25 protein-coding genes are annotated in these 25,570 nt (G+C 64.6%); 18 read left to right on the plus strand and 7 right to left on the minus strand.

Going from position 1 to position 25,570, the window contains the following annotated elements; translation table 11 throughout:
- Window positions 1-128: 128 nt before the first annotated feature.
- Complete coding sequence (locus H928_RS0107675; RefSeq protein ID WP_052329826.1) at window positions 129-1,355, minus strand: mechanosensitive ion channel family protein; 1,227 nt, start codon at window positions 1,353-1,355, stop codon at window positions 129-131.
- Window positions 1,356-1,645: 290 nt separating this feature from the next.
- Here H928_RS0107675 and leuS point away from each other — a divergent pair, with 290 nt between their 5' ends.
- The 8 genes from leuS (at window position 1,646) to H928_RS0107720 (ending at window position 9,584) form a co-directional block, all read left to right on the plus strand.
- A complete protein-coding gene (gene leuS / locus H928_RS0107680) occupies window positions 1,646-4,345 on the plus strand; it encodes a leucine--tRNA ligase (protein WP_027010673.1) in 2,700 nt (899 codons plus the stop codon).
- 5 nt (window positions 4,346-4,350) lie between these two features.
- Window positions 4,351-4,863 (plus strand): LPS assembly lipoprotein LptE, encoded by a 513-nt coding sequence (gene lptE / locus H928_RS0107685; RefSeq protein WP_021025954.1) that lies wholly within the window; start codon window positions 4,351-4,353, stop codon window positions 4,861-4,863.
- Between the two features lie 40 nt (window positions 4,864-4,903).
- Window positions 4,904-5,956: a DNA polymerase III subunit delta gene (gene holA, locus H928_RS0107690; RefSeq protein ID WP_021025955.1), complete on the plus strand. Its 1,053-nt coding sequence runs from the start codon at window positions 4,904-4,906 to the stop codon at window positions 5,954-5,956.
- A gap of 163 nt (window positions 5,957-6,119) precedes the next feature.
- Entirely contained in the window at window positions 6,120-6,938 is an 819-nt protein-coding gene (locus H928_RS0107695) for a MetQ/NlpA family ABC transporter substrate-binding protein (RefSeq protein ID WP_021025956.1), read from the plus strand.
- Window positions 6,939-6,940: 2 nt separating this feature from the next.
- On the plus strand, window positions 6,941-8,005 hold the full coding sequence (locus H928_RS26705; RefSeq protein WP_021025957.1) for a methionine ABC transporter ATP-binding protein: 1,065 nt from the start codon (window positions 6,941-6,943) through the stop codon (window positions 8,003-8,005).
- Window positions 7,989-8,642: a methionine ABC transporter permease gene (locus H928_RS0107710; protein WP_021025958.1), complete on the plus strand. Its 654-nt coding sequence runs from the start codon at window positions 7,989-7,991 to the stop codon at window positions 8,640-8,642. Before H928_RS26705 ends, H928_RS0107710 begins: the two co-directional genes overlap by 17 nt.
- Window positions 8,643-8,658: 16 nt before the next feature.
- Complete coding sequence (locus tag H928_RS0107715; protein WP_021025959.1) at window positions 8,659-9,177, plus strand: OsmC family protein; 519 nt, start codon at window positions 8,659-8,661, stop codon at window positions 9,175-9,177.
- An 11-nt stretch (window positions 9,178-9,188) separates the two neighbouring features.
- Window positions 9,189-9,584 carry a VOC family protein gene (locus tag H928_RS0107720; RefSeq protein ID WP_027010674.1) on the plus strand — a complete coding sequence of 132 codons (396 nt, stop codon included), beginning with the start codon at window positions 9,189-9,191 and terminating at the stop codon, window positions 9,582-9,584.
- Here the strand turns inward: H928_RS0107720 and H928_RS32720 are convergent.
- The 5 genes from H928_RS32720 to H928_RS0107745 are packed head-to-tail and all read right to left on the minus strand — an operon-like array spanning window position 9,581 to window position 13,510.
- Window positions 9,581-10,222, minus strand: coding sequence for a hypothetical protein (locus tag H928_RS32720; protein ID WP_021025961.1), 642 nt, complete (start codon window positions 10,220-10,222; stop codon window positions 9,581-9,583). The genes H928_RS0107720 and H928_RS32720 overlap by 4 nt on opposite strands.
- A complete protein-coding gene (locus H928_RS0107730) occupies window positions 10,222-10,740 on the minus strand; it encodes a carboxymuconolactone decarboxylase family protein (protein ID WP_021025962.1) in 519 nt (172 codons plus the stop codon). Before H928_RS0107730 ends, H928_RS32720 begins: the two co-directional genes overlap by 1 nt.
- A gap of 15 nt (window positions 10,741-10,755) precedes the next feature.
- Window positions 10,756-11,742, minus strand: coding sequence for a tripartite tricarboxylate transporter substrate binding protein (locus H928_RS0107735; protein ID WP_021025963.1), 987 nt, complete (start codon window positions 11,740-11,742; stop codon window positions 10,756-10,758).
- Window positions 11,743-11,767: 25 nt separating this feature from the next.
- Window positions 11,768-12,601 (minus strand): SDR family NAD(P)-dependent oxidoreductase, encoded by an 834-nt coding sequence (locus H928_RS0107740; protein WP_021025964.1) that lies wholly within the window; start codon window positions 12,599-12,601, stop codon window positions 11,768-11,770.
- Window positions 12,602-12,622: 21 nt separating this feature from the next.
- A complete protein-coding gene (locus tag H928_RS0107745) occupies window positions 12,623-13,510 on the minus strand; it encodes an amidohydrolase (RefSeq protein WP_021025965.1) in 888 nt (295 codons plus the stop codon).
- Between the two features lie 93 nt (window positions 13,511-13,603).
- Here H928_RS0107745 and H928_RS0107750 point away from each other — a divergent pair, with 93 nt between their 5' ends.
- From H928_RS0107750 to H928_RS0107765, 4 genes are all read left to right on the plus strand, one after another.
- Window positions 13,604-14,491 carry a LysR family transcriptional regulator gene (locus H928_RS0107750; protein ID WP_021025966.1) on the plus strand — a complete coding sequence of 296 codons (888 nt, stop codon included), beginning with the start codon at window positions 13,604-13,606 and terminating at the stop codon, window positions 14,489-14,491.
- A gap of 264 nt (window positions 14,492-14,755) precedes the next feature.
- The gene (locus H928_RS0107755; protein ID WP_021025967.1) at window positions 14,756-17,194 is read left to right on the plus strand and encodes a membrane-bound PQQ-dependent dehydrogenase, glucose/quinate/shikimate family; all 2,439 of its coding nucleotides are present in this window, start codon (window positions 14,756-14,758) and stop codon (window positions 17,192-17,194) included.
- Window positions 17,195-17,344: 150 nt separating this feature from the next.
- Entirely contained in the window at window positions 17,345-18,028 is a 684-nt protein-coding gene (locus H928_RS0107760; protein WP_021025968.1) for a TetR family transcriptional regulator, read from the plus strand.
- Between the two features lie 90 nt (window positions 18,029-18,118).
- Window positions 18,119-18,625 carry a hypothetical protein gene (locus H928_RS0107765; RefSeq protein WP_021025969.1) on the plus strand — a complete coding sequence of 169 codons (507 nt, stop codon included), beginning with the start codon at window positions 18,119-18,121 and terminating at the stop codon, window positions 18,623-18,625.
- Between the two features lie 241 nt (window positions 18,626-18,866).
- Here the strand turns inward: H928_RS0107765 and H928_RS0107770 are convergent, their stop codons facing one another.
- A complete protein-coding gene (locus tag H928_RS0107770) occupies window positions 18,867-20,237 on the minus strand; it encodes a hypothetical protein (RefSeq protein WP_021025970.1) in 1,371 nt (456 codons plus the stop codon).
- Window positions 20,238-20,387: 150 nt separating this feature from the next.
- Here H928_RS0107770 and H928_RS0107780 point away from each other — a divergent pair, with 150 nt between their 5' ends.
- The 6 genes from H928_RS0107780 to H928_RS0107805 all read left to right on the plus strand — a co-directional run bounded on the left by H928_RS0107780 (window position 20,388) and on the right by H928_RS0107805 (window position 25,563).
- Window positions 20,388-21,305, plus strand: coding sequence for a LysR family transcriptional regulator (locus H928_RS0107780; protein WP_021025972.1), 918 nt, complete (start codon window positions 20,388-20,390; stop codon window positions 21,303-21,305).
- Window positions 21,306-21,309: 4 nt separating this feature from the next.
- Complete coding sequence (locus H928_RS0107785; RefSeq protein WP_084635733.1) at window positions 21,310-22,302, plus strand: tripartite tricarboxylate transporter substrate binding protein; 993 nt, start codon at window positions 21,310-21,312, stop codon at window positions 22,300-22,302.
- Between the two features lie 323 nt (window positions 22,303-22,625).
- A complete protein-coding gene (locus H928_RS0107790) occupies window positions 22,626-23,351 on the plus strand; it encodes an OmpW family protein (protein WP_027010678.1) in 726 nt (241 codons plus the stop codon).
- A 216-nt stretch (window positions 23,352-23,567) separates the two neighbouring features.
- Entirely contained in the window at window positions 23,568-24,152 is a 585-nt protein-coding gene (locus H928_RS0107795) for a DJ-1/PfpI family protein (protein WP_021025975.1), read from the plus strand.
- 69 nt (window positions 24,153-24,221) lie between these two features.
- Window positions 24,222-24,659: a hypothetical protein gene (locus tag H928_RS0107800; RefSeq protein WP_021025976.1), complete on the plus strand. Its 438-nt coding sequence runs from the start codon at window positions 24,222-24,224 to the stop codon at window positions 24,657-24,659.
- A gap of 109 nt (window positions 24,660-24,768) precedes the next feature.
- Complete coding sequence (locus H928_RS0107805) at window positions 24,769-25,563, plus strand: MetQ/NlpA family ABC transporter substrate-binding protein (protein WP_021025977.1); 795 nt, start codon at window positions 24,769-24,771, stop codon at window positions 25,561-25,563.
- Window positions 25,564-25,570 lie beyond the last annotated feature (7 nt).

Consider the following 25,570-nt stretch of genomic DNA (forward strand, 5'->3'; position numbering starts at 1 on the left):
GGTGCCAGAGGCCGACGAGCCGGTGGCCGTGGCGCCCGAGCCGCTGCCCGAGGCGGTGGCGAATGTGCCCTCACCGTCACCCGCGCCAGCACCGGCCCAGGGGGCGCGGCGCTAGGCAACAGACAGGCTCAGCGCTGCAGGGCCTGCACTTCGTGCTGGCGCAGCGCCACCTGCATGTCATTGCCCGATGGCACCTGGAACACGCGCAGGCCAAACTCCGGCAGGATGGCGATCAGGTGGTCAAAGATATCGCCCTGGATCGCCTCGTACTCTAGCCAGGCGGTGGTGTCGGTAAAGGCATAGATCTCGAGCGGCGAGCCCTGGTTGGTCGGCTCCATCGCGCGGGCCATCAAGGTCATGTCCTTGCGCAGCTTGGGGTGGGCCTGCAAATAGGCATTGCAGTAGGCACGGTAGGTGCCGATGTTGGTGAGCTGGCGCAGGTTGACGATCTCGTCGGCCATGTCCGGTGCCTTGGCCGAGAAATCCTGGTTGTAGGCAGTGATCTCGGCGACCTTGCCTTCCAGGTAGGGGCGCAGCAGGGCGATATGGCTCAGCTCGGCGATTTCAGCGCGGGTCAGAAAGCGCACCGAGGTGGTGTCGATGCACAGGGGCCGCTTGATGCGGCGGCCGCCCGATTCCGACATGCCGCGCCAGTTCTTGAAGCTGTCGCTCATCAGGCGCCAGGTGGGGATGGTGGTGATGGTGTTGTCCCAGTTGCGCACCTTGACGGTGTTGAGCGCCATGTCCACCACGGCACCATCGGCGCCGACCTGGTTCATCTCCAGCCAGTCGCCCACGCGCAGGATGTCATTGCTCGACAGCTGCACTCCAGCGGTGAACGACAGGATCGTGTCCTTGAACACCAGCATCAGCACTGCCGACATGGCGCCCAGGCCGCTGAGCAGAATCAGCGGCGAGCGGTCGATCAAGGTCGCCACCATCACGATGCCCGCGACCACCATCACCAGCATCTTTCCCAGCTGCACATAGCTTTTGACCGAGCGCGTGCTTTGGGCAGATTCCAGCTGGTTCTCGTTGGCCTCCTGGATGCCGTCCATGATGGCGCACAGCAGGCGCGCCACCTGCAGCGCCGTCACCGCAATCGCCACATTGCGGATCACCGTGCTGGCGATGACCGGCAGGTGCGGCACCGCAGCAATGCCCGTCTGGACCACCAGCGAGGGCACGATCTGCGCCACGCGCACCAGAATGCGGTTGTCCAGCAAGGTACGCAGCCAGGCCGCACCCAGGCTGGAGCGAAAGCGCGGCACGATCTGCAGCAGCGCCATGCGCACCACCAGGCGCAGTGCATAGGCCAGCAATACCAAGGCCGCCAGACCGGCGGCCGTTTGCATCCAGGGTTCGTATTGGTCCAGGGTTTCCCAGGTCACGAGGCAGAGTCCTTTCAAAGGGGGATAAATCGGATGGAAATGGGGAGATGCGGCTGGCGCGGCCCTGGGCACGCTGCGACCACGATATTGACTATCAATAGATAGATAACCATTTATTTTTACATGGCATGTATAACCGCACCCCAGCGTGCGGCACTCGCCATCCACGGGCTATGGCGATGGGCCTACAATCTTTGCCCAATTGACCTCGCCCCGGAAAGCCCGTGGGCGGCCGCTTTTTCCTGACCAGTTCCATGCAAGAAAAATACAACCACTCCGACGTAGAAGCCGCCGCGCAAAGCCAGTGGCAAGCCCAAGATGCCTACCGCGTGTCCGAGGACGCGGGCAAGAAAAAGTTCTACGCCTGCTCCATGCTGCCCTACCCCAGCGGCAAGCTGCACATGGGCCATGTGCGCAACTACACCATCAACGACATGCTCACGCGCCAGCTGCGCATGCAGGGCTACAACGTGCTGATGCCCATGGGCTGGGATGCCTTTGGTCTGCCGGCCGAGAACGCCGCGATCAAGAACAGCGTGCCGCCCGCGCAGTGGACCTACGACAACATCGCCTACATGAAAAAGCAGATGCAGGCGATGGGTCTGGCGATCGACTGGAGCCGCGAAGTGGCGACCTGCGACCCCGACTACTACAAGTGGAACCAGTGGCTGTTCCTCAAGATGCTGGACAAGGGCATCGCCTACCGCAAGACCCAGACCGTGAACTGGGACCCGGTGGACCAGACCGTGCTGGCCAATGAACAGGTGATCGACGGCCGTGGCTGGCGCACCGGCGCGCTGGGGGAAAAGCGCGAGATCCCGGGCTACTACTTGGCCATTACCCAGTACGCGCAAGAGCTGCTGGACCATGTGCAGATGGGCAACGACAAGGCGACCTTGACCGGCTGGCCCGACAAGGTGCGCCTGATGCAGGAAAACTGGATCGGCAAGAGCGCCGGCGTGCGCTTTGCGTTCACGCATGGCGTGAAGAACGCCGATGGCAGCTTGATCGGCGACGGCAAGATGTATGTCTTCACGACGCGTGCCGACACCATCATGGGCGTGACCTTCTGCGCCGTGGCCCCTGAGCACCCACTGGCCACGCATGCCGCCGCCTCCAACCCCGAGCTGGCGGCCTTCATCGAAGAATGCAAGAAGGGCGGCACCACCGAGGCCGAACTCGCCGTCAAGGAAAAGGAAGGCAAGCCCACGGGCCTGTTCGTCACCCACCCGATCACCGGCGCGCAGGTCGAGGTCTGGATCGGCAACTATGTGCTGATGAGCTATGGCGACGGCGCCGTGATGGGCGTGCCCGCCCATGACGAACGCGACTTTGCGTTCGCCAACAAGTACAGCCTGCCGATCCGCCAGGTGGTGGCCGTCGAGGGCGAAGGCCCCTACGACAGCCAGCAATGGCAGGACTGGTATGGCGACAAGGAACGCGGCGTACTGATCGCCTCGGGCGACTTTGATGGCCTGCACTACAAGGAAGGTGTGCAAGCCGTCGCCAAGGCGCTCGAAGCCAAGGGCCTGGGCGAGCTGAAAACCACCTGGCGCCTGCGCGATTGGGGCGTGAGCCGCCAGCGCTACTGGGGCACCCCGATCCCGATCATCCACTGCGAAGACTGCGGTGCCCAGCCCGTGCCAGAGAAGGACCTGCCGGTCGTGCTGCCGCAAGACCTGGTGCCCGATGGCTCGGGCAACCCGCTGATCAAGAGCGAAGCCTTCCACGCCGGCGTGGTCTGCCCCTGCTGCGGCAAGCCGGCCCGCCGCGAGACCGACACCATGGACACCTTTGTGGATTCGTCCTGGTACTTCATGCGCTATTGCGATGCCAAGAACAGCGAGAAGATGGTGGCCGACGGCGCCGACTACTGGATGCCGATGGACCAGTACATCGGTGGCATCGAGCACGCGATCCTGCACCTGCTGTACGCACGCTTCTGGACCAAGGTCATGCGCGACCTGGGCCTGGTGAAGGTCGACGAGCCCTTCACCAAGCTGCTCACGCAAGGCATGGTGCTCAACCACATCTACAGCCGCCGCACCGCCAAGGGTGGCAAGGAATACTTCTGGCCCAAGGATGTGGAGCAGGTATTTGACGAGACCGGCAAGGTCGTGGGCGCCCAGCTCAAGGTGGCCGTGGACAGCGCCGATGGCCTGCTGCCCGTTGGCACCGCAATCGACTACGAGGGCGTGGGCACGATGTCCAAGTCCAAGAACAACGGTGTCGACCCGCAGGACCTGATCGAGAAGTACGGCGCCGATACCGCGCGCCTCTACACCATGTTCACCGCGCCGCCCGAGCTGACCCTGGAGTGGAACGAGTCGGCCGTTGAAGGCAGCTACCGCTTCCTGCGCCGTGTCTACAACTTCGGCAGCAAGCTGCATGCGCCGGAGTTTGACGCTGCACGTGCCCAGGCAGCCAGCGCTGCCAGCGCCGCCTTTGGCAAGGAAGCCAAGGCGCTGCGCCTGGAGATCCACACCGTGCTCAAGCAAGTGGCCTATGACTACAGCCGCATGCAGTACAACACGGTGGTGTCGGGCGCGATGAAGATGATCAACGCGCTGGAAGATTTCAAGGCCGTGGACAGCGAAGGCGGCCGCGCCGCGCTGGTCGAAGGCTTTGGCATTTTGCTGCGCGCGCTCTACCCGGCCACGCCCCACCTCACCCAGGTGCTGTGGGATGCGCTGGGCTACCAGCAGGCCTTTGGGGGCCTGCTGGATGCCGCCTGGCCCGAGGTCGATGCCCAGGCGCTGGTGCAGGACGAGATCGAGCTGATGCTGCAGGTCAACGGCAAGCTGCGCGGCTCCATCATCGTCGCTGCCGGCGCTGACAAGGCCACGATTGAAGCAGCCGCTCTGGCCAATGAAGACTTCCAGAAAATCGCCAATGGCGCGACCCCGAAGAAAGTCATCATCGTGCCGGGCCGCCTGGTGAACGTGGTAGTCTAAGCGCCATGCAAAAACGCACGCTGCTTACTGCCCTGGCAAGCGTGCCGCTGCTGGCGGCATGCGGCTTCAAACTGCGCGGATCGGTGGATTTCGCCTTCAAATCGCTGTATTTGAACGGCAACGCCAATTCGGGCTTCCTCAAAGAGCTGCAACGCCACCTGGAGGCTGCCGGCAGCCTGCAGGTGCTGCGCGACCCGAGCCAGGCCACGCAGGCCGAGGCCATCTACGATGACCTGGGCCAGCGCCGCGAGCGCGTCGTCGTCTCGCGCAATGCGGCCGGCGAGGTGCGCGAGCTGCAGATCCGCCTGATCACGCGCTTTCGGGTGCGTGATGCCAAGGGCGGCCTCTATGTGCCCGATTCCGAGCTGATGCAGTACCGCGAAATCAGCTACCTGGAAACCTACGCACTGTCCAAGGCGAACGAAGAGGAAATGCTCTACCGCAACATGCAGACCGACATCGTTCAGCAGATCGTGCGGCGCCTGGCCATCGTCAAGTCCGTCACCCCTACCGAATGACAAGCGCTGCGGCCACGCAGCGCTGGAAGCGCCACCAAGCATGCAAGTGCCGTTGAATCAGTTGAGTGCCCAGCTGGGCAAGGGGCTGCGGTCTCTGTACACCGTGCATGGCGACGAGCCCCTGCTGGTGCAGGAGGCCGTGGACGCCATCCGCGCCAGCGCGCGCGCCAACGGCTATACCGAGCGCAGCAGCTTTACCGTCGCCGGCGCGCATTTTGACTGGAGCGCGGTGCTCGCGGCCGGCGGGAGCCTCAGCCTCTTTGCCGACAAGCAGATCATCGAAGTGCGCATCCCCAGCGGCAAGCCCGGCAAGGATGGCAGTACGGCGCTGCAGCAGCTGGTCAGCAGCAGTGTGGACAACGACAGCACCTTGACCATCGTGGTGCTGCCGCGCCTGGACAAGGCCACCAAGACCGGTGCCTGGTTTGCAGCGCTGGAGTCGCATGGCATCACCCTGCAGATCGACAGCATCGAGCGCGCCGCGCTGCCCGCCTGGATCGCCCAGCGCCTGCAGCAGCAAAAGCAGCATGTCAAAGCCGGTGAAGAAGGCCAGCGCACCCTGGCCTTTTTTGCCGACCGGGTCGAGGGCAACCTGCTCGCCGCCCACCAGGAAATTCAAAAGCTCGGCCTGCTCTACCCGGCAGGCGAGCTCGGCTTTGAGCAGGTCGAGCAGGCGGTGCTGAATGTCGCCCGCTACGACGTGTTCAAGCTCTCGGATGCCGTGCTCTCCGGCCAGGTGCTGCGCACCGAGCGCATGCTCAACGGCCTGCAGGCCGAAGGCGAGGCCGAGGTGCTGGTGCACTGGGCGCTGGCCGAAGACATCCGCGCGATGAAGCGGGTGAAGGACGCGCTGCGCAACGGCCGGCCCATGCCCATGGCCCTGCGCGAGAACCGCGTCTGGGGCAACAAGGAGCGCCATTTTGAGCGCGTGCTGCCCCGCATCAGCGATGCCACCGTCGCCCGCCTGCTGCACTCGGCCCATGCGGTCGATGGCATCGTCAAGGGCCTGAAGGTGCCCGAGTGGCCGGCCAACGGCTGGCAGGCGCTGCACCGCCTGGCCCTGCAAACCTGCAAGGCCTGCAGCAGCCGCTGAGAACCCTTCGCAAGCACCGCCGGTGCTTATTCCCTTGATCGATAGGGAATGCAGGCGCCTGATGACCCGCGCATAACACCGCTGCGCCCAGCCTGGCGCATGCTGCACTGCAGCAAACGATGACGTACACTGCTCGCTGTTTTTGTAAAACAGGTTTCATGTCATGAACAAGCGCGCATTTCTCCACACCAGCCTGGCCGTCCTGGCCGCCACCTCTTCTGCCTTTGTCTGGGCAGCGGATGCCAGTGCGCCCAAGCTGATCAAGGTGGGCATTCGCGGTGGTGTGGCAGAAGATCTGTGGAGCGAAGTCGCCAAGGTTGCCAAGACCCGGGGCCTGAACCTGGAGCTGGTGGTGATGAGCGCCTCGGTCAGCCCCAACGAGGCGCTGAACAATGGCGACCTGCAGGCCAACGCCTTCCAGCATCTGCCCTTCCTCGAAGAACAGGTACGCCAGCGTGGCTACAAGATCAGCGCAGTGGGCACGACGATGATGTCGCCGCTGGCCTTCTACTCGCGCAAGCACAAGCGCCTGGAAGACCTGCCCCAGGGCGCCCACATCGGCATCACCGATGACGCCAGCAACCAGGCGCGGGCGCTGATCGTCTTGCGCGACCATGGCCTTATCCGCCTGCGCGATGGCTTTGATCCGTTCAGCCCCAAGGCCGGTCCGGCCGACATCATCGACAACCCGCGCAAGCTGCGCTTTACCGAGGCGCATGCCGTGGTGCTGGCGCGCTCGCTGCAGGACATGGATGCGGCGGCCATCACCAGCAACTTCGCCTTCCAGGCCGGTCTGCGCCCCTTCATCGATGGCATTGCGGTCGAGAAGAGCGAAGGCAACCCCTACGCGGCCCTGATCGCCGTGCGCAGCCAGGACAAGGATGCACCCTGGGTGAAGCAGCTGGTCGCCTCGTTCCAGAACGACAGCATCCGCCAGCTCATCAACACCAAGTTCAAAGACATGTACGCACCGGCCTTCTGACGATGGCCGCGCACATTGTTTTTGAGCAGGTCGGCAAGAGCTATGACGGCGCCGACGGGCACCCCGGCGCCATGCAGGCGCTGGCCGATATCAGCTTCGAGATCCGCCGCGGCGAGATCTTCGGCATCATCGGCCGCAGTGGCGCGGGCAAGTCGACGTTGCTGCGTACCATCAATGCGCTGGAAGTGCCCAGCCAGGGCCGCGTGCAGGTGCAGGGCATCGACCCGGCCCGCCTGCCCGAGGACGACCTGGTGCAGCTGCGCCGCAAGATCGGCATGATCTTCCAGCACTTCAACCTGCTGTCGTCCAAGACCGTCTGGGAGAACGTGGCGCTGCCGCTGCGCGTGGCCGGCGCCAGCGCCAGCCAGATGCAGGAGCGCGTGGGCAAGCTGCTCGACCTGGTGGGGCTGTCTGCCAAGGCCCAGGCCTACCCGGCGCAGCTCTCGGGCGGACAAAAGCAGCGCGTGGGCATTGCCCGGGCGCTGGTGCATTCGCCCGAGGTGCTGCTCTGCGACGAGGCCACCTCGGCACTGGACCCGGAGACCACGCAATCGATCCTGGACCTGCTGCGCGACATCAACCGCCAGCTGGGACTGACGGTGGTGCTGATCACCCATGACATGGCCGTCATCCGCGCCATCTGCGACCGCGTGCTGGTGCTGGACCATGGCCGCATGCAGGAGCTGGGCGAGGTCTGGCAGGTGTTTGGCGCGCCGCAAAGCGCGGCCTCGCAAGCCATGCTGCATTCGCTCAAGCAAGGCCTGCCCCATGAGGTAGCCCGGCAGCTGCAGCCCACGCCCGATGCCAGCCATAACCAGGCGCTGATCGGCCTGCGCTTTCATGGCCTGCCACCCGGCCAGGGCCTGCCGCTGGCCGCGCTGCAGGCGCTGGAGTCGCTGTGCGGCGGCACCCAGCTGATCCATGGCGGCCTGGACCATCTGCAAGGCCACAGCGTGGGCCAGCTGATCGTGCGCCTGCCGGCCAGCCCCTTGCCGCCTGTGGAGACCCTGCGCCAGGCCGCAGGCGCCGATACCCTGGAGATTCTTGGCTATGTCCAGCCCCATTGATAAATACCTGCAGGCCCTGGGCCAGACCCTGCTGATGGTCGGCGTGTCCTCGGTCATCGCCATCAGCTGCGGCCTGCTGCTGGCCATTGTGCTGACCGTCACCGGCCCCAAGGGCCTGTATGCGCGCCCGCTGTTCTACAAGGGCCTGTCGGTGCTGGTGAACATCTTCCGCGCCATCCCCTTCATCATCCTGCTGGTCGCGCTGCTGCCGCTCACCCGCGCGCTGGTGGGCACCACCTTGGGCACCTGGGCCGCCGTGGTGCCGCTGTCGGCCAACCTGATCCCGTTCTTCGCCCGCATTGCCCAGGTCAGCCTCAACGATGTGGACAGAGGCCTCATCGAGGCGGCGCGCGCCATGGGTTGCAAGCGCTGGCACATCGTGCGCCATGTGCTGCTGCCCGAGGCCCTGCCCGGCATCATCGGCGGCATGACGGTCTGCGTGATCGCCATTGTCAACGCCTCGGCCATGGCCGGCGCCGTGGGCGCGGGCGGCCTGGGGGATCTGGCCATCCGCTATGGCTACGAGCGCTATGAAACACGGGTGATGTTCGAAGTCATCGTCATCCTCGTCGCCCTGGTCTCGGTGCTGCAATTTGCGGGCGAATGGCTCGCACGCCGCGCCAACCACAAACACTGAATCTGAAGGAGTTGCCATGAGCCTCAACGAATTTCTGGTCCACAAGCGCAAGGCAGTGCTGGCCCGCGACCAGCGCATCACCGATGGCGAAGTGGGCCCCAGCCCGCTGCATGCCAAGGTGACGGCCGAGGGCCGCACCGGCCTGCGCCGCATGCGCATCCGCGACCACCAGATCATCAGCGACAGTGCCAGCGGCTTTGCCGGCTACGATCTGGGCCCCAGCTCGCCCGAGCTGCAGCTGGGCGTGCTGGGCACCTGCATGGTGCACATCTTCGAGATCCAGGCCGCCGCCATGCAGGTGCCGCTGGATTCGGTCGAGGTCGATGTCTGGGGCAGCATGGATGCGCGCGCCGGCACCCCCGGCTTTGAATCACTGCCGCGTGGCCTGCAAGGCATCCGCTACGAAGTGCGCGTAGGCTCGCCCGCCAGCGATCAGCAGATCGATGCGCTGTATGCATCGGTCGAGAGCACCTGCCCCATCCTGAGCCTGCTGCGCAACCCGCAGGAGGTGCATGGCCAGTTGGTGCGGGTATGACGATGCCTGCACTGCAGTTCGGCTACACCATCGTCTATGTGCCCGATGTTGCCGCATCGCTGGCCTTTTTCTCACAGGCCTTTGGCCTGGCCACCCGCTTTCTGCACCCCTCGGGCAGCTACGGCGAGCTGGAGACCGGCGCCACCACCTTGGCCTTTGCCGACCATGCGCTGGGCCATGCCAACTTCAGCGGCGGCCATGTGGCCGCCTCAGAATCGGCCCAGCCACTGGGTGTGGAGATTGCGCTGGTCAGCGACGAAGTGGCTGCTGCCTACGAGCGTGCACTGGCCGCCGGTGCAACCGCCTTGGCAGCACCGACCACCAAGCCCTGGGGCCAGGTGGTGGCCTATGTGCGCTGCCCGGATGGCAGCCTGGTGGAGCTGTGCTCGCCGGTGGCTAGCGCCTAGCTTATCGCCTCCACCAGCGGTTGCGCATCAAACATCGTGCGCCGGGTGTTGGTGAAATGCGGCCGCACGCGCGCGCTCCATGGGGTACCCCGCACCGCCAGCCAGGCCGGGCAGCCCATCACCTCGGCATCGACCAGGTCATAGCAGGCGAGCGACAGCGGCCCATGGTCCAGGTTCAGGTAGCGAAAGGCCTGGGCGGTGCCGGCCACGGCTGCTAAGCCGGGCAGATGCTCCTGGTCATACCAGGCAAACAACTCGTCCTGCCAATCGGCCTCGGGGTCCATCTCCACAGCGTAGTGCACCGGCGTGGCTTCACCGTTGGCCGGACCGATACAGTGCATCACCAGCTGCAGGCGCGAGAGCTCGCAAGCGGCCAGGCCGGCGCTGCCTGCGCTCTGCAAGCGGCGCTCGGCCTGCCGCGTTTGATCGGCGCTCAGCGGCTGCGGGCTGCCGAGTGCGAAGTACAGATAGGCGATGCCTTGGGGCTGCTGGGCCACGCGTACTAGCCGCAGATCAGCAAAATCCCTGCGCAGTAGCGCCAACGCGGCCTGCGCCAGCGTGGTGGCGGTTTCATGGGCTGCCGGCGTGCAGCGCAGCAGCAGGCTGTCGATAGCGGTAGCAGGTGTGGGTGCGGGCATCAGTGGCCAATCTCAAAGGCGTTCAAAAAGCGCGACACCATGTTGTAGGCGCCGATGGTGGCAAACAGCTCCACCTGCTCTTGCGCATTGAAGCGGGCGGCCACCTGTGCAAACAGGGGCTCGGGCACCTGCAGATCGCGGGTCAGTGCATCGGTCACTGCGATGGCCAGCTGCTGCAGGCCATCCCAGGCCGGGCTGGCGGTGGTGCCGGTGTCGCGCGTTGCATCGATGGCGGCCTGCGTCACGCCGGCCTTGAGCGCATGGGGCACATGGGCCTCGAACTCATAGGCGGCCTGGTTGAGCATGGCCACCCGCAGGATGATCAGCTCGCGCAGCCCCGCATCGATGCTGCTGTAGTTGCGCACGGCAGAGAGCATCTGCTCCCAGCCTTTGGCAATGGCGGGGCTGTGCAGCAGCACCTGGTAGAGCGGCGAGATGCGGCCGCGCTCGGCGCGTATCTGTTGCTCCAGCTCCGCCAGCGCACTGCGCGTGCCTGGCTCAATCGCTTCAATGCGCATGGCAGTCTTTCATTCTCAATCGGGGGTGATACGGTTGCGGCGGATGATGGCGGTCCACTTCTCGGTATCGGTCGCCAGCTGCTGGGCCAGCGCTTCGGGGCTGGAGCCCACCACCTCGGCACCCGAGGCCTCGATCTTGCGCTGTACATCGGGCGCATGCAAGGCAGCATGGATGGCGCGGCTCAAGGTGGCGGCCACCTGGGCGCTGGTGCCCTTGGGCGCAAACACCGCATACCAGTTGTTCGAATCCACACCCTTGTAGCCCAGCTCGTCAAAGGTGGGTACGTTCGGGTAGCGGGCGCTGCGCTTGGCAGCGGCAATGCCCACGGGCCGGAACTTGCCGCTGTCGATGGCGCCCACCAGGCCGGGAATGTCACCAAAGAAGCCATCGACATGGCCGGCCATCAGATCGGTGATGGCGGGGGCGGCGCCCTTGTAGGGCACATGCATCAGGTTCAGGCCAGCCGATTCATTGAGCTGGATGGCCGCCAGATGCGGCACGCTGCCGGTACCTGACGAGGCCATGGTCATCGGCTTGTCCTTGCGCTGGCTGGCGGCCTGCACAAAGTCCTTGCCATCCTTGTAACTGGTCTGCGCGTTGACCACCATGATCTCCACGTTGTTGACCACCAGCGAGACGGGCACCAGGTCGCTGGCGGGCTTGTAGTTCAGCTTGGGGTAGAGCGCGGGGTTGATGGCCACCGCGCCCACGCTGGTCAGCCACAGGGTCTTGCCATCGGGTGCGGAGCGGATCACGCTGTCGGCGGCAATCGCGCCGTTGGCGCCGGGCTTGTTTTCCACAATCACCGGATGGCCCAGCTCCTTGGCCAGCTGCTGCGACATGCTGCGCGCAATGAAGTCCACCGGGCCGCCGGGCGGAAAAGCCACCAGGAGGCGCGTCATCTCGCTTTGCGCCATGGCGCTGCTGGCGCAGCCCAGGGCGGTGCCGAGCACGGCAGCGTGCAGCCACTGGCGGGCTGCGGGAAAGGCTTGGAATCTCATCGTTGTCTCCTTCAATAATCTTGCTTTATCCGCAGCGCACGGTCATACCGCCGTCCACCACAATCTCGGTGCCCGTCACAAAGCGCGATTCGTCACAGGCCAGGAACAGCGCCGCATTGGCGGTGTCGCGCCCATCGCCCATGAAGGGCAGCGGAATACGCGCCTGGCGCTGGGCCAGCAGCGCCTCGACATCGCCACCGGCGCGCTGGCCGGCCAGACGGGTTTCGACCATCGGCGTGTGCAACTGGCCGGGAACGACGGTGTTCACGCGGATGCGGTGCGGCGCGTACTGCACGGCCAGCACCTTGGAAAACTGGATCACCGCCGCCTTGCTCGATGCATAGGCGATCTGCGCCGCACCGGTCCAGCGCATGCCCGAGGTCGATGAGATATTGACGATGCTGCCCGCGCCTTGGGCCTGCATCAGCGGCAGCACCGCCTTGCAGCACAGAAACACGCTTTTGAGGTTGTAGTCCAGCTGGGCATCCCAGACCGCTTCGTCCATCTCGACCGGCCCGCCCTTGGCCGACCCGCCCACGTTGTTGACCAGCACATCGATGCGCCCCAGCGCCGCCTGGCAGGCCTGTACCGATGCGGCGATCGACGCCGGGTCCATCACATCGCAATGGCCCGCCACAAACTGGCCGCCCGCGCTGCGGATGCTGCCCTCGGTCTCGCGCAGCGCCTGGGCATTGCGGTCCACGCCAAACACCAGTGCGCCTTCCTGCGCAAAGCGGATCGCCGTCGCCCGGCCGTTGCCCCAGCCCGCGCCTGCGGCGCCGGCACCGGTGATGTAGACCACCTTGCCGGCCAGCCGGCCTTGCGGGTTGACGGGGGTGTGGGCATCAAAAATCGCCATGCTTTTTTCCTTGCGAATGTCTCAGGCTGCGAAGCGGTAGAGGCGCTGGGGGTTGTCCACCAGCAGGGCCTGCAGATGCGCCGGATTGGGGCTGAACTGCGCCAGCGCATCGACCAGCACGCCGTCATCGGGCACATGCGTGTGGTTGGGGTGCGGCCAGTCACTGCCCCAGAGCACGCGCTCGGGCGCATGGGCCACCAGCTCCTGCGCCCGCGCAATGCCGTGCTGGTAAGGCGGCGTCGCATCGATGCGGTCGATACCGCTGACCTTCACGTAAAACAGTGGCTGCTCCAGTAGCCGCAGCAGTGCCTGAAAATCGGCGCCTTCCCGGCCCAGCGTCGCGTCAACACGGCCCATATGGTCAATCACCACCGGGCAGGCCGATTGCTGCAGCACGGGGCCCAGGCTGTGGATCAGCGCGCTCTCAAAATGGATCTGCAGGTGCATGCCCAGCTCGGCCAGCATCGGCGTCAAGGCCACCACGTCCTCGACCGATGCGCCGGTGTTCAGGTGCTTCATGAAGTTAAAGCGGATCGCCCGAAAGCCTGCTGCCGCCAGGCGCTGCAACTCAGCACGCGATACCGACAGCGGCACCAGCGCCACCCCCAGGTAGCGGCCGCCGCCGTGGGCAATCGCATCCTCGACCACGCGGTTGTCATAGCCATGGCAGGCCGATTGCACGATCACGCAGCGGCTGATGCCCAGATGGCGGTGCAGCGCGAACAAGGTCTCCTTGCCCGCATCGGCGGGGGTGAAGCTGCGCGGCTCCGCATACGGAAATTCGTTCACCGGGCCAAACACATGCACATGGCTGTCGCAGCTGCCGGCGGGCAGCACCAGACTGGGGCGCGAGGGCGCCAGCGTATAGGTCTGTACGGGCTGCTGGAGGTGGGGGGTCGGGGCGTTCATGCAAGGCCATCAAAGAGTCGTCTTGAGCGCATTGTGGAACTGCCAGTTTTTTTATCGCCTATAAAATCCAAATATCAGATATAGAGGTGATGCATGGATTTTGTGCGCTTGCAGTACTTCATGGCGGTCGCCCAGGCACAGAGCTACAGCAAGGCCGCTGCGGCGCTGAACCTGAGCCAGCCGACCCTGAGCCGCCAGGTGCAGCTGCTGGAGGCTGAGCTGGGCCAGCCGCTGCTCGAGCGCCATGGCCGGGGCGTGCGGCTGACTGAATCGGGCAAGGCCATGCTGGCCCATGGGCGCAACATCAGCGCGGCCGTCGATGCCGCCAAGGCCGACATGGCCGCGCGTCTGCAAAGCCCGCGCGGCAAGGTGCGCCTGGGCCTGCCGCCGCTGGTGGCCAGCCTGGTCACGCCCGATGTGGTGCAGCAGTTTTTGCAGGCCTGCCCCGATGCCTCGATCATTGTCGAAGAGAGCCTGAGCATTCGCCTGCGCGAATGGCTGCTGGCCGACCGCCTGGATGTGGCCGTGCTGTTTGACCCCAGCCCCACCCCGCAGCTGTTGACCGAGCCGCTGGCGCGCGAGCCCCTGGTGCTGATCAGCACCCGCCCCTTGCCCGAGCGGGTCAAGGTCGCCCAGCTGGTGGACTACCCGCTGGTGCTGCCCAGCCGCCCGCAGGCACTGCGCATGATTTTTGACGACGCGGTCGAAGACCAGCAGCTGCCGCTGCGCATCGTTGCCGAGGTCGATTCGATCAAGATGGTGCTGTCCCTGGTCGCCCGCAATGTGGGCTGCTCGGTCGTGCCCGCCAGCGCTGTGAAGACCTGGCCGGGCAGTGCGCCGGTGTTCACCGCCCAGGTCAGCCATCCGGTGATCCGCAACCGCATCGTGCTGGCCACACCGGCCGCGCGGCCGCACAACCGCCTGGTCAAGGCCGTGCACGGCATCCTCAAGCCGCTGATGAAGCAGCATTTCAGCGCATAAATCCACGTCGCTTCAGCGCGCGCCCCAGCAGCATTTGCGCCAGCCCATGGCTGCTCGGCGGCTATTTGTTTCAGAAATTCTTGAAATATCCGGTACACATCAGGCAGCGATGGACTTTATTTCTCACCACAATGGACATTTTTTCTCACACAAGACAAGGTCTGTAGCAGCGACTGCTTCGGGCCCTCTGCACAACGCCCCATCCCGGGCCTGGTGCAGAGGGCTGCTGCGCCTGCCGGGCCCAAGACAGATTCGAGGATCGATATGACACAACAAGCGCGTGTACCGTCACTGGCCGTGCGCCTGCTGCTCGGCGTGCTGGGCGCAGTGCTGGCCATGGCCGGCCTGGCCTTTCTGGTCGGCGGCGGCAAGCTCATCAGCCTGGGCGGCAGCTGGTACTTTTTGCTGGCAGGCCTGGGCCTGCTGCTGTCGGGCGTGCAGGTGCTGCGCGGCCGCCGCTCGGGCGCCTGGCTGTACCTGGCGACCTTTGCCGCCACGGTGCTGTGGGCCCTGGCCGAAGTAGGCCTGGACTACTGGAGCCTGGTCTCGCGCCTGCTGGCGATGACCTTTGGCGCAGCGGTGGTCAGCGCCTGCCTGCCGCTGCTGCAAGCGGGCGCCCCGCGCGCTCGCAGCAACAAGGGCCCGCTGGCTTTGGCGGGCGTGCTGCTGCTCGTGGGCCTGGTCAGCTTTGCGTCCATGTTCCAGATCCATCCCGAGGTGCAGAACCAGGCGGCCATCAGCCGCAAGCCGGTGGATGCCGCCAGCGCGCAAAAGGACTGGAGCCATTACGGCAACGGCACGAACAACGACCGCTTTGCGGCGCTGGACCAGATCAATGTGGACAACGTCAACCAGCTGCAGGTGGCCTGGACCTTCCACACCGGCGATGTGCCCCAATCCACCGGCGCCGGTGCCGAAGACCAGACCACGCCGCTGCAAGTGGGTGACAAGGTCTTTGTCTGCACGCCCAGCAACAACGTGATTGCGCTCGATGCCGACACCGGCAAGCAGCTGTGGCGCCACGACACCAACTCGCATGTGGGCGGTGTCTGGGAACGCTGCCGGGGCCTGGCCTATTTTGATGCCAATGCGCCGCTGCCGGTGCCGCAGGTGGCGGGATCGTCGCTGGTGCAGCCCGTTGCGCTGCCCACTGGCGACCAGTGCCAGCGCCGCATCGTGATGAACACCATCGACGCGCGCCTGTTTGCGATCAATGCCGACAACGGCGAGCTCTGCGCCGGCTTTGGCAACCAGGGCATTGTCGATCTGAAGCAGGGCCTGGGCGCCATTGCCAACCCGGCCTACTACACGCTCACATCGGCCCCCACCGTGGCCGGCACCACCATCGTCGTCGGCGGCCGGGTGGCCGACAACGTCCAGGTCGATATGCCCGGCGGCGTGATCCGTGGCTTTGACGTGATGACCGGCGCGCTGCGCTGGGCCTTTGATGCGGGCTCCAACACGCCCAACGAGGTGCTGGCCCCCGGCGCCACCTACACGCGCTCGTCCGCCAATGTGTGGGCTGGCACCACCTACGACCCCAGCTCCAACACCGTCTACCTGCCGATGGGCTCGCCCTCGGTCGATCTGTATGGCGTGCCGCGCTCGGCCGCCGATCTGAAGTACGGCGCCTCGATCCTCGCACTCGATGCCTCCACCGGCCATGAGAAATGGGTCTACCAGACCGTGCACAACGACCTCTGGGATTTTGATATTCCGATGGCCCCGACCTTGATCGACTTCCCCCAAAAGGATGGCAGCACCACGCCCGCACTGGTGGTGGGCACCAAGGCCGGCCAGATCTTTGTGCTGGACCGCCAAAGCGGCCAGCCGCTGACCCAGGTGGACGATGTGCCGGTCAAGCCCGCAGGCATTGCCGGCGAGAAATATGCTGCTACCCAGCGCGTCTCCGTCGGCATGCCGCAGATTGGCACCCAGACCCTGACCGAAGCGGACATGTGGGGCGCGACGCCGCTGGACCAGCTGGTCTGCCGCATCAAGTTCAAGTCGATGCGCTATGAAGGCCTGTTCACCGCGCCTGACACCGATGTGTCGCTGAGCTTCCCCGGCTCGCTGGGCGGCATGAACTGGGGCGGTATCTCGGCCGACCCGAACAACCACCTGATCTTTGTCAACGACATGCGCCTGGGCCTGTGGGTGCAGATGATGCCGCAAAAGCCCAAGGCCGCGCTGTCCGATGGTGGCGAGCAACCCAACACCGGCATGGGCCAGGTGCCGCTGGGCGGCACGCCTTATGCCGTCATCAAGGACCGCTTCATGTCGCCGCTGGGCATCCCTTGCCAGAAGCCCCCTTTTGGCACGCTCTCAGCGATTGACATGAAGACCCAGCAAGTGGTCTGGCAGGTGCCCGTGGGCACCGTGCAGGACACCGGCCCGATGGGCATCAAGATGCGCATGCCAATGCCCGTGGGCCTGCCCACCCTGGGCGGCAGCCTGGCCACGCAAGGCGGCCTGGTGTTCTTTGCCGGCACGCAGGACTACTACCTGCGCGCCTGGAACACCGCCAACGGCCAGGAGATCTGGAAAAGCCGCCTGCCCGTGGGCAGCCAGGGCGGCCCGATGACCTACCAATCGCCCAAGACCGGCAAGCAGTATGTGCTGATCTCTGCCGGCGGCGCGCGCCAGTCGCCCGACCGTGGCGACTATGTGATTGCCTACGCGCTGCCTGACAAGGCCCAGTAAGCACCTGCATGGGGCCGGGCCACCAGCCAGCAGCCCTTTGACCCACAACCCGCCATGGCCTGCACTGCAAGCCATGGCTTTTTTATCGCCGACGCTCCGCGAAGGGCGCCCATGGTACGCTTGCCCGCTTGTGTCCACGGAGATCCGGCAGTGAGCAAGCAGCAAGGCCAGCAAGAGCCAACCCCTCAAGACCCCCAGGCAGATGAGACCGGCGCATCGGCAGGCATGCGCCAGGCCTTGCTCGATGCCGGCAAGACCGAGTTTGCCAACTATGGCTATGACGGCGCCCGGCTCGAACGCATCGCAGCCAAGGCCGGCTGCGCCAAGCGCATGCTGTACTACTACTTCGGCAACAAGAAGGATGTGTACCTGGCCGTCATCGAGCAAAGCTACACCGACATCCGCGCCTCCGAAGAAAGCCTGAACCTCGATGCGCTAGAGCCGTTGGAAGCCCTGCATGCGCTGGCCCAGAAAAGCTTTGACTACCACGCCAACAACCAGGCCTTCACCCGCCTGGTGCTGCAGGAGAACTTCCAGGGCGGCGAAATGCTGGGCCAGATCTCCAACACCGAATCATTGCGCCGGGCGGCCCTCACCCCCCTGGAGCGCATCCTGGAGCGCGGCGTGGTCCAGGGCCTGTTCAAGCCCGAGGTCACTGCCACCGATGTGCACTACCTGATCTCCGCCCTCAGCGGCTTTCGCATCGACCACGCCGCCACCTGGCGCAGCCTGCTGCAGGTGGACCTGCTGGGCGACAGCTTGCGCGAGCGCCATCTGCAGATGCTGCTGGACCAGGTGGATGCGCTGGTGTGTGTGCGGGCGGCGCAAGGCTGAGGACGGACGCAGAAACACGGGCCGGTGCGCCGTGTTTCGAGTTCACACTGACTTCATCCTCATCTGCATGCGCGCTTTGATAATCCGCGCATGCACCCCGACAACCGCCCTCTATCGCCATGGCTGCATTGGGAAGTCATGGCCACCTTCACGTTCATGCTGGCCTACGCCGCGGGTGTGTACTTCCATGCTGCCACCGCATCACTTTCGGATGCCTACCAGCCAGGGTTGGATAGCCTCAAACGCTATGTGCAGCCGGACATTGCCCTGTGGGTGCTACCGCTGATCGCCTACGGATGGAAGTCTGTTCACCTCGCCAAAGTCGCACAGCGCTGCGCGCTGGGTGGCTTGGTTTGCTGCGCCATGCTGTATGTCTTCTGTTCAGTCCACCAATCCACAGCGGGCATGTCCTGGGTCGCTCCTGCAGATCGCACGCTCGCCAGCACCGTTCAGCGGTCGCTTTTCAGCCCCTCCTTTTCCGGCCGCTCTATGGGCTCTATCACGGGCAGTGCCATATTCGCAGCGATGGCGTGGGGGCTGAGCATCCGGATCAACCGAATGCTCAAGCAGCGCCCATCCGGCACACCCAGCGACTGACCGCATGAGCGCCTTGTCCGCGCTCATTGTTGGTAGAACTGGCGTTCCTGTCGCGTCGTTTGCCAAACCCTCCAAAAGCACGTGCAGCCGCATCCATGCCAGCGTCCCCATCCGCTGCCTTTGCACCGGCCTCAGCGTTGGCCAGTGCAAAAAAACATTAGTCGCTTGCTGTGGTTCCTAGCGATATCCCGGTGGGCCAAGTACGCACGGAACCCAAGCACCGGGAAAGCGCCAGCAGCGATCACTGCGGACGTTGGCGTGCAGCGACGCGTGTGGACAGTGCAGGTGAGGTGTAGCTCGCATCAAAGCTACAACCCTTGCCGTAGGTCGCTTCCAGGGCCAGGCAGGCACTGGCGATGCCGGAAGGCGTGGGCTTGGTGCCGGTGTTCACCCACTGCAGCAGCGCGTCCATCAGCGCGGGATAGGTGGGATCGCTGATAAAGCTGTGGGTGCCGTTTGTCGTGAAGGTCTGCACCAGACGAGCAGCACTGCCGCCTTCTTGCATCACCTCGCGGAAACGAGAGTCGAGCTCCACAAACGCGGTCGGGTCGCTGATCCATTTGGTGGACAGCACCGGCACAGGAATCTTGCCGACCGGGTCGGTGTCGGTGGCGAACTTCTGGTAGGCGGCAGGGTTGGCTTTGTAGCGCAGCACGCCGGCGTTCAGGGCCGCATCGTCGGTAGAGCCGGTGTAGACCGCGCCTTCATTGCCGAACGGGCTCTCGCCGCCGGTGCGCCTGGCGGAGATATCCTGGAAGTGCATGGTCGCCCAGTTCATGTGCGACTGGATGGCGCTCTCGGGAATCTTGATCACATCGACGATGGTCTGGATTTTGGCCTTCTGCTCGGGTGTGCGCTCGGCAGCGGGCTTGTTGAGCGCCAGGCATTCGTTGACGCGCAGCGCCACATCCGCCTGCTTCATCGTGACATTGGCGGGCAGGCCGAGGTTGAGCGCGTAAGGCTGTTCACTGGGGCGTGGGTGGTTGCCACACAGGTACTGGTAGACCACACGCAGATCGAGCCGGAAATCGTAGGAACGGGTGCCCCCGCCCAGCACGCCGCTGGTGAGCAACACGCCATCGTAGGGACGCTCACCGACGGTATCTAGCGTGAACATCTCCGCGCCCTTGGCTGCCACGCCAGCGCCCCAGGACTGGCCATGCAAGATGGTCTTGCTGGGGACCGCCACATGCTTGCGGAAGATGCCGCGCAGACGCTCCGTGTCTTCAGCGGCAGCGCGCACTTCGACACCGCCCTGGCGGTAGGAGGAGCCCGCCCATGCGTAGCCGGATTTCACCATGATGGACCAGCGGGTCAGGTCTTCCATGGAGCGGTCCAGATCGGGCGCGGCCAGATCGGGGCCTCCATGCGCATGCATCACCAGGATGCCATTCCACTTTGCCGGCACGGCAATCATGTAGAACGCGCCCTTGGAGTCGCGGCCGGACAGGCATTTCGCGTCGCTGGGCACATCGGCGGGGCAAGTGGCCGTCACGGGCGCTGCCTCGTTGGAGGTGGACGGCCCTTGCAACACCAGGGAGCCGTCGCCGCAGCCGCTGAGCGCGAGCAGCGCCAGCAGGGGCAGGCCGAGTTGGGGAAGAGGTGATTTCATGGTTTGTCTCCTATCAAGCGTTTTTTATGGGTGCGGCTCCTCGCCAGGCTGGCGGACCAGCGCTTGGTTGGCGAGGGCTTTCCTATTCTTGGTCGGCTTGCGAAATATTTCAAAGATTTCTAAGATATCAACTGCATACTTTTTAAATATATGGAACTGCGTCATCTCCGGTATTTTCTTGCGGTGGCCGAATGCGGCCATATCACGCGTGCCGCAGAGCGCCTGGGCATCCAGCAGCCGCCGTTGTCGCAGCAGATTCTGGCGCTGGAAAACGAGCTGGGCAGCGCGCTGTTTCGTCGCCATCCCAAAGGCGTGGACCTGACCGATCTCGGTCATGAGTTGCGCGCCGAGGCTGAGCGGCTGCTTGGCGACTTTGCTGCCATGCAGCAGCGCATCGAGGCGTATGCGCGCGGTGAGCGAGGCCATCTGCGCATAGGCTTCACCAGCTCGGCGGCGGCGCATGCCTTCACCCCGGAAGTGCTGCGCACCTGCCGCAAGTCGCACCCCGATATCGTGCTGAGCGTCAGCGAAAACAACGCCGCAGAAATCACCGAAGCCGTCGCGGCACAGCGTCTGCATTGCGGCTTTTTGCGCGTCCCGGTGGCACACCCGGAGGGATTGGCATTCGAGCCCCTGCTGCGGGAAGAAGCGCTGCTGGCCATTCCGGTAGACCACCGGTTGGCGCACAACAGCGCCCAGCCCGTCATGCTGGAGGAGCTCGATGGCGAAAAACTGGTGCTGGTGCGCAGGCCTGGTGCGCCGGGCCTGTATGCCAATCTGCTGGCGCTGTGTGCACAACGCCATGTCCATGTGGAGGTGGCCGCCGAAGTCGAGCGCATGATGACCAATGTGAACCTGGTGGCAGCAGGCGTGGGCTTGTCCATTGTTCCGGCATCGATCAAAGGATCGCATCGCCATGCGGTGGTGTACCGCTCGCTCGATCCGTCCCTCGATCTTTGGGCGCCGTTGACCTTGGTGTACCGCGCGCATGACTGCGATGGGCCGCTGGGCACGGTGATCGCCTTGGCCAAGAAGCTGGCCAAGCGCCATGCCTCCAAAAGCCGGTGAATCGATGTCCGAATGGCCCGAGCTGAGCCCGGCAAACGCCCCACGATGGTCGCGCAGGGCCATGTTGCTGAGCGGCTTGATGGGCGCATCGCTCGTGGCCACTGAGGGACTGGCCGCCCAGAAAAAGCCAGGCGCTGCGCTGAAGATTTTGGTGGCCTATCCCCCCGGCGGTGTCAGCGATCTGGTGGCACGGGCCTTGGCCAAAGCCATGGCCGATCAGCGCCAGGCGCCGGTGATCGTCGAGAACCGGCCCGGCGCGAGTGGAACCTTGGCGCTGGAACTCCTGCAACGCAGTCCGCCCGATGGCCAGATGCTGGTCTTTACCGCCGCCGCTGCCGTGGGCCTGCTGCGCCACGCGGCCGCGCGGCGTACCCGAACTCCAGCGGGTGCAGCGCCATTGCCGGTGCAGCCCGTGGCGGGTGTCATGCGCACGCCGCTGCTGTTGGTGGGCACCTCCGCGCTCCAAGCCTCCGCGTTCGCCGACATGATCGACGAGGCGCGCAAGCACCCCGGTATGCTGCGCTGGGCAACGACGGGTGAAGGCACGACCGGACACACCGTCTTGCAACGCGTGAGTCAGCTTGCGGGCGTGCGCATCAGCCATATTCCGTACAAGGGCGGCGGGCAGCAATTGACCGATGCGCTCGGTGGCCACTTCGAGCTGCTGTCGACCAACGTCGCACCAAACCAGCTCAGCGCCTTGCGTGACGGGCGCTTCAAGGCCTTGGCGGTTGGCGCGCCGCGCCGCCTGCCGGTGCTCCCAGAGGTGCCAACCCTCGCGGAACTGGGTTACCCATCCGCAAATCTGGATTCCCTGTTCGGGCTCTTCGCCCCACCGGATACCCCCTCCCAGGCGGTGCTGCATCTGCATGCATTGATCGAGCAAGCCCTTCGCTCGCCTGCCATTCGCCAGACCCTGCTCGATGCCAACAACCAGCCCTACGAGGGCTCGGTGCAGGACTTTGCACGGCAGGTGGAACACGAAACCGATCGTTGATCCAAGCTGGTTGCTATGACATGTTGGGGCCGGTGCATGGGGGTTGCGCATCCCGATCAGTCGAGCTTTACCCTCCATCTGCCTGGAAAATCCGCGCCGCTGATCCGCAGGCGCCTGCGTAAGAAAGGTGTGCTTTTACAACAAACTTCCACCCTTTCCCATCTGCATTTTCCCCAGATCGGCATAAATTAGAACGAGTGTGCTTTTTTTGCTGAAATTCAGCGCTTACCCTGTCGACATGGCCTGCCAGGCTTCCTATGCTCTGTCTTCGAGACAAGCCAGATTTGACGATCGTTCAAACAGCAACCCAAGGAGACAAAGCAATGAAACAAGCCAAGAAATGGATGTGGCTGGCGGCCACCGCCTTGCTCGCAAGCAGCGCTTACGCCCAAAAGGCAGGCGACTGGGTGTTAGGGGCCGGGGCGCTCAATTACTCGCCCCAGGACAAGAGCAAGCCGCTGACCTTTGTCGAGCCCTTTGAGCGCCAGATCCCTGGCTCGGGCGCCGATCTCAAGAGCGCCACCACCTTGGGCCTGAACGTGCACTACTTCCTGACCGACAACTGGGCAGTCGAAGGCGTGCTGGGCATTCCGCCACGTCTCAAGCTCCATGGCGCCGGCACCCTGGAGCCCATTGGTGAGCTGGGTAATGCGCGCCTCTATGCACCTTCGTTGCTGGGCAAGTACTTCTTTGGCAATGCCGATGACAAGTTCCGCGTCTCGCTGGGCCTGGGTGTTACCTATTCGCAGTTCCGCAATGTGCGGCTGACCAGCGGCCTGCAAAACACGCTGGGCAGTGTGATCGGCGCGCCTCCAGGGGTTGCCAAGACCACCGCCAAGATCGACAGCCAGTGGGCGCCGGTCTTCAACATCGGTGCCAACTACGCGATCGACAAGAACTGGGGCATTACCTTCTCGGTGTCCTATGTGCCGATGAAGACCGATGCCAAGCTGACCACGACGGTCAATGGCAACAAGGTGGCGGTATCGCAGACCCGCCTGACGCTGGACCCGATCATCCCGTTCCTCTACGTCACCTACAAGTTCTGATTTTTCCGAGAGGAGAAGCCCGTAGCGCCTGCGCTGCGCCCAAGATGTGGCCTGTATCCATGAACGCCACAGCATGCGATGGCTCCAAGCCATCTTTTGCCACCCTGCTCCACGAGCAGGGTTTTTTTTGCCCGCACGGGGCGCCCTTGGCATCCGGGCCCGCCCGGCCCACAATGGCGCAGGCAGACCCGCCTGAACCCAACCTTTGGAGACCCTATGCCGGCCAAGAAAATCCTGATGATCTGTGGTGACTACTGCGAGGACTACGAAACCATGGTGCCCTTCCAGACCTTGCTGGCCGTCGGCCACCAGGTGCATGCGGTCTGCCCGGACAAGAAAGCCGGTGACCATATCAAGACGGCGATCCATGACTTTGAAGGTGCGCAGACCTACAGCGAAAAGCCCGGCCACAACTTCACGCTGAACGCAAGCTTTGCCGACGTCAAGGCAGAGGACTACGACGCGCTGGTGATCCCCGGCGGCCGTGGCCCCGAGTACCTGCGCAACAACGAAGCGGTGCTGGCCGCCGTGCGCCATTTCTTCACGGCCAACAAGCCCGTCGCCGCCGTCTGCCATGGCGCGCAGCTGCTGGCGGGCGCCGGTGTGCTCAAAGGCCGAACCTGCTCGGCCTACCCGGCCTGCAAGGCCGAGGTGGTGCTGGCCGGCGGCAGCTATGCCGATATCGCCGTGGACCAGGCCCATACCGACGGCAATCTGGTGAGCGCCCCCGCCTGGCCTGCCCACCCGCAGTGGCTGGCGCAGTTCCTGGCCTTGCTCGGAACGCGTATTTCGCACAGCTAAACCGTCCGCGCGGTGGCAAGTGCTGGGCCGCCTGCAAGCCCTTGTCATCGCTGCTACCATCGCAGCCCCATGACCGCAGACAGCTACAGCCACCACCTCGCCACCGGCAAGCACTTCGTTGCCGAGGCACAAAAGATTGCCACCACCGATTTCGCTGCCGCCCGCGCGCTGTGGCAGCAGGCGGGCCAGGCCTTTTACCGCGCCCACCAGGCCGACCGCAACCAGCCCGAAGCCGCGCTGCGCCTGGCCCAGGCCTGGATGGCCGAGGCCCATGCCTTGCACAAGGAAGGCTCGCCCAATGCCACGGTGATGTGGCAAAACGCGGCCGCCCAGAACGAGCTGGCCTTTGACCTGGACCCGCGCAATGCCCGCATCGCGATGGCTGCGGCCAGTTGCCACCACTTTGCCGGCGATGCCGAAGCGGCCCAGGCCTGGATGCAGATCGGCCAGCACCTGGCATCGGGCGGCGATCAGGCTCCAGAACCTGCGGATCCGACAGACGACTAAGCCGCTCCATATAGCGAATGGCGTCTTTGGTTATTCGATAATATTATTTTTTAATCTGAGCGATCGAACGTAGCATGTGGGCCCGTCTACTTGTCCCTGACTGCCTTCCATGCTCAAGCGCCATTTCACCCTCGCCGCCCTGCTGGCGGTTTCTGCCGCCTTTGCCGCGCCTGCCTTTGCGCAGGACAAGCCCCTCAAGCTGGGCGTAACGGCGGGCCCCCATGCGCAGATTGCCGAGGCCGTCAAACAAGCGGCCGCCAAAGAGGGTCTCAGCATCCAGGTGATCGAGTTCAGCGACTTCATCCAGCCCAATGCCGCGCTGGTCGCCGGCGATCTGGATGCCAATGCCTACCAGCACCACCCCTATCTGGACCAGCAGGTCAAGGACCGGGGCTACAAGCTGGTGGCAGCGGCCAACACCGTGGTGCTACCGATTGCGCTGTACTCCAAGAAAGTGAAATCGCTGGCCGACCTGCCCGCCGGCGCGCAGATCGGTCTGCCCAATGACCCCACCAACGGCGGCCGCGCGCTGCTGCTGCTGCAGGAGCATGGCCTCATCAAGCTGCGCGCCTCGGCCGGCATCAAGGCCACGCCGCTCGATGTAGTCGATAACCCCAAGAAGCTGCGCCTGCGCGAGCTCGATGCCGCCCAGCTGGTCCATGCGCTCAATGACCTCGATGCCGCCGTCATCAACACCAGCTATGCGATTGCCGCCAAGCTCAACCCCACCAAGGACGCCATTGCCCGCGAGTCGGCCAAGTCGCCTTACACCAACCTGATTGCCGTGCGCCAGGCTGACAAGGACAAGCCCTGGGTGGCGCGCCTGGTCAAGGCCTACCATTCGGACGAGGTGCGCCAGTTCATCGACAAGGAGTTCCAGGGCTCCATCGTCCCGGCATTTTGAACGTGTG

Source organism: Comamonas sp. B-9 (assembly GCF_000410635.1).
In the GTDB taxonomy this organism is placed as follows: domain Bacteria; phylum Pseudomonadota; class Gammaproteobacteria; order Burkholderiales; family Burkholderiaceae_C; genus Comamonas.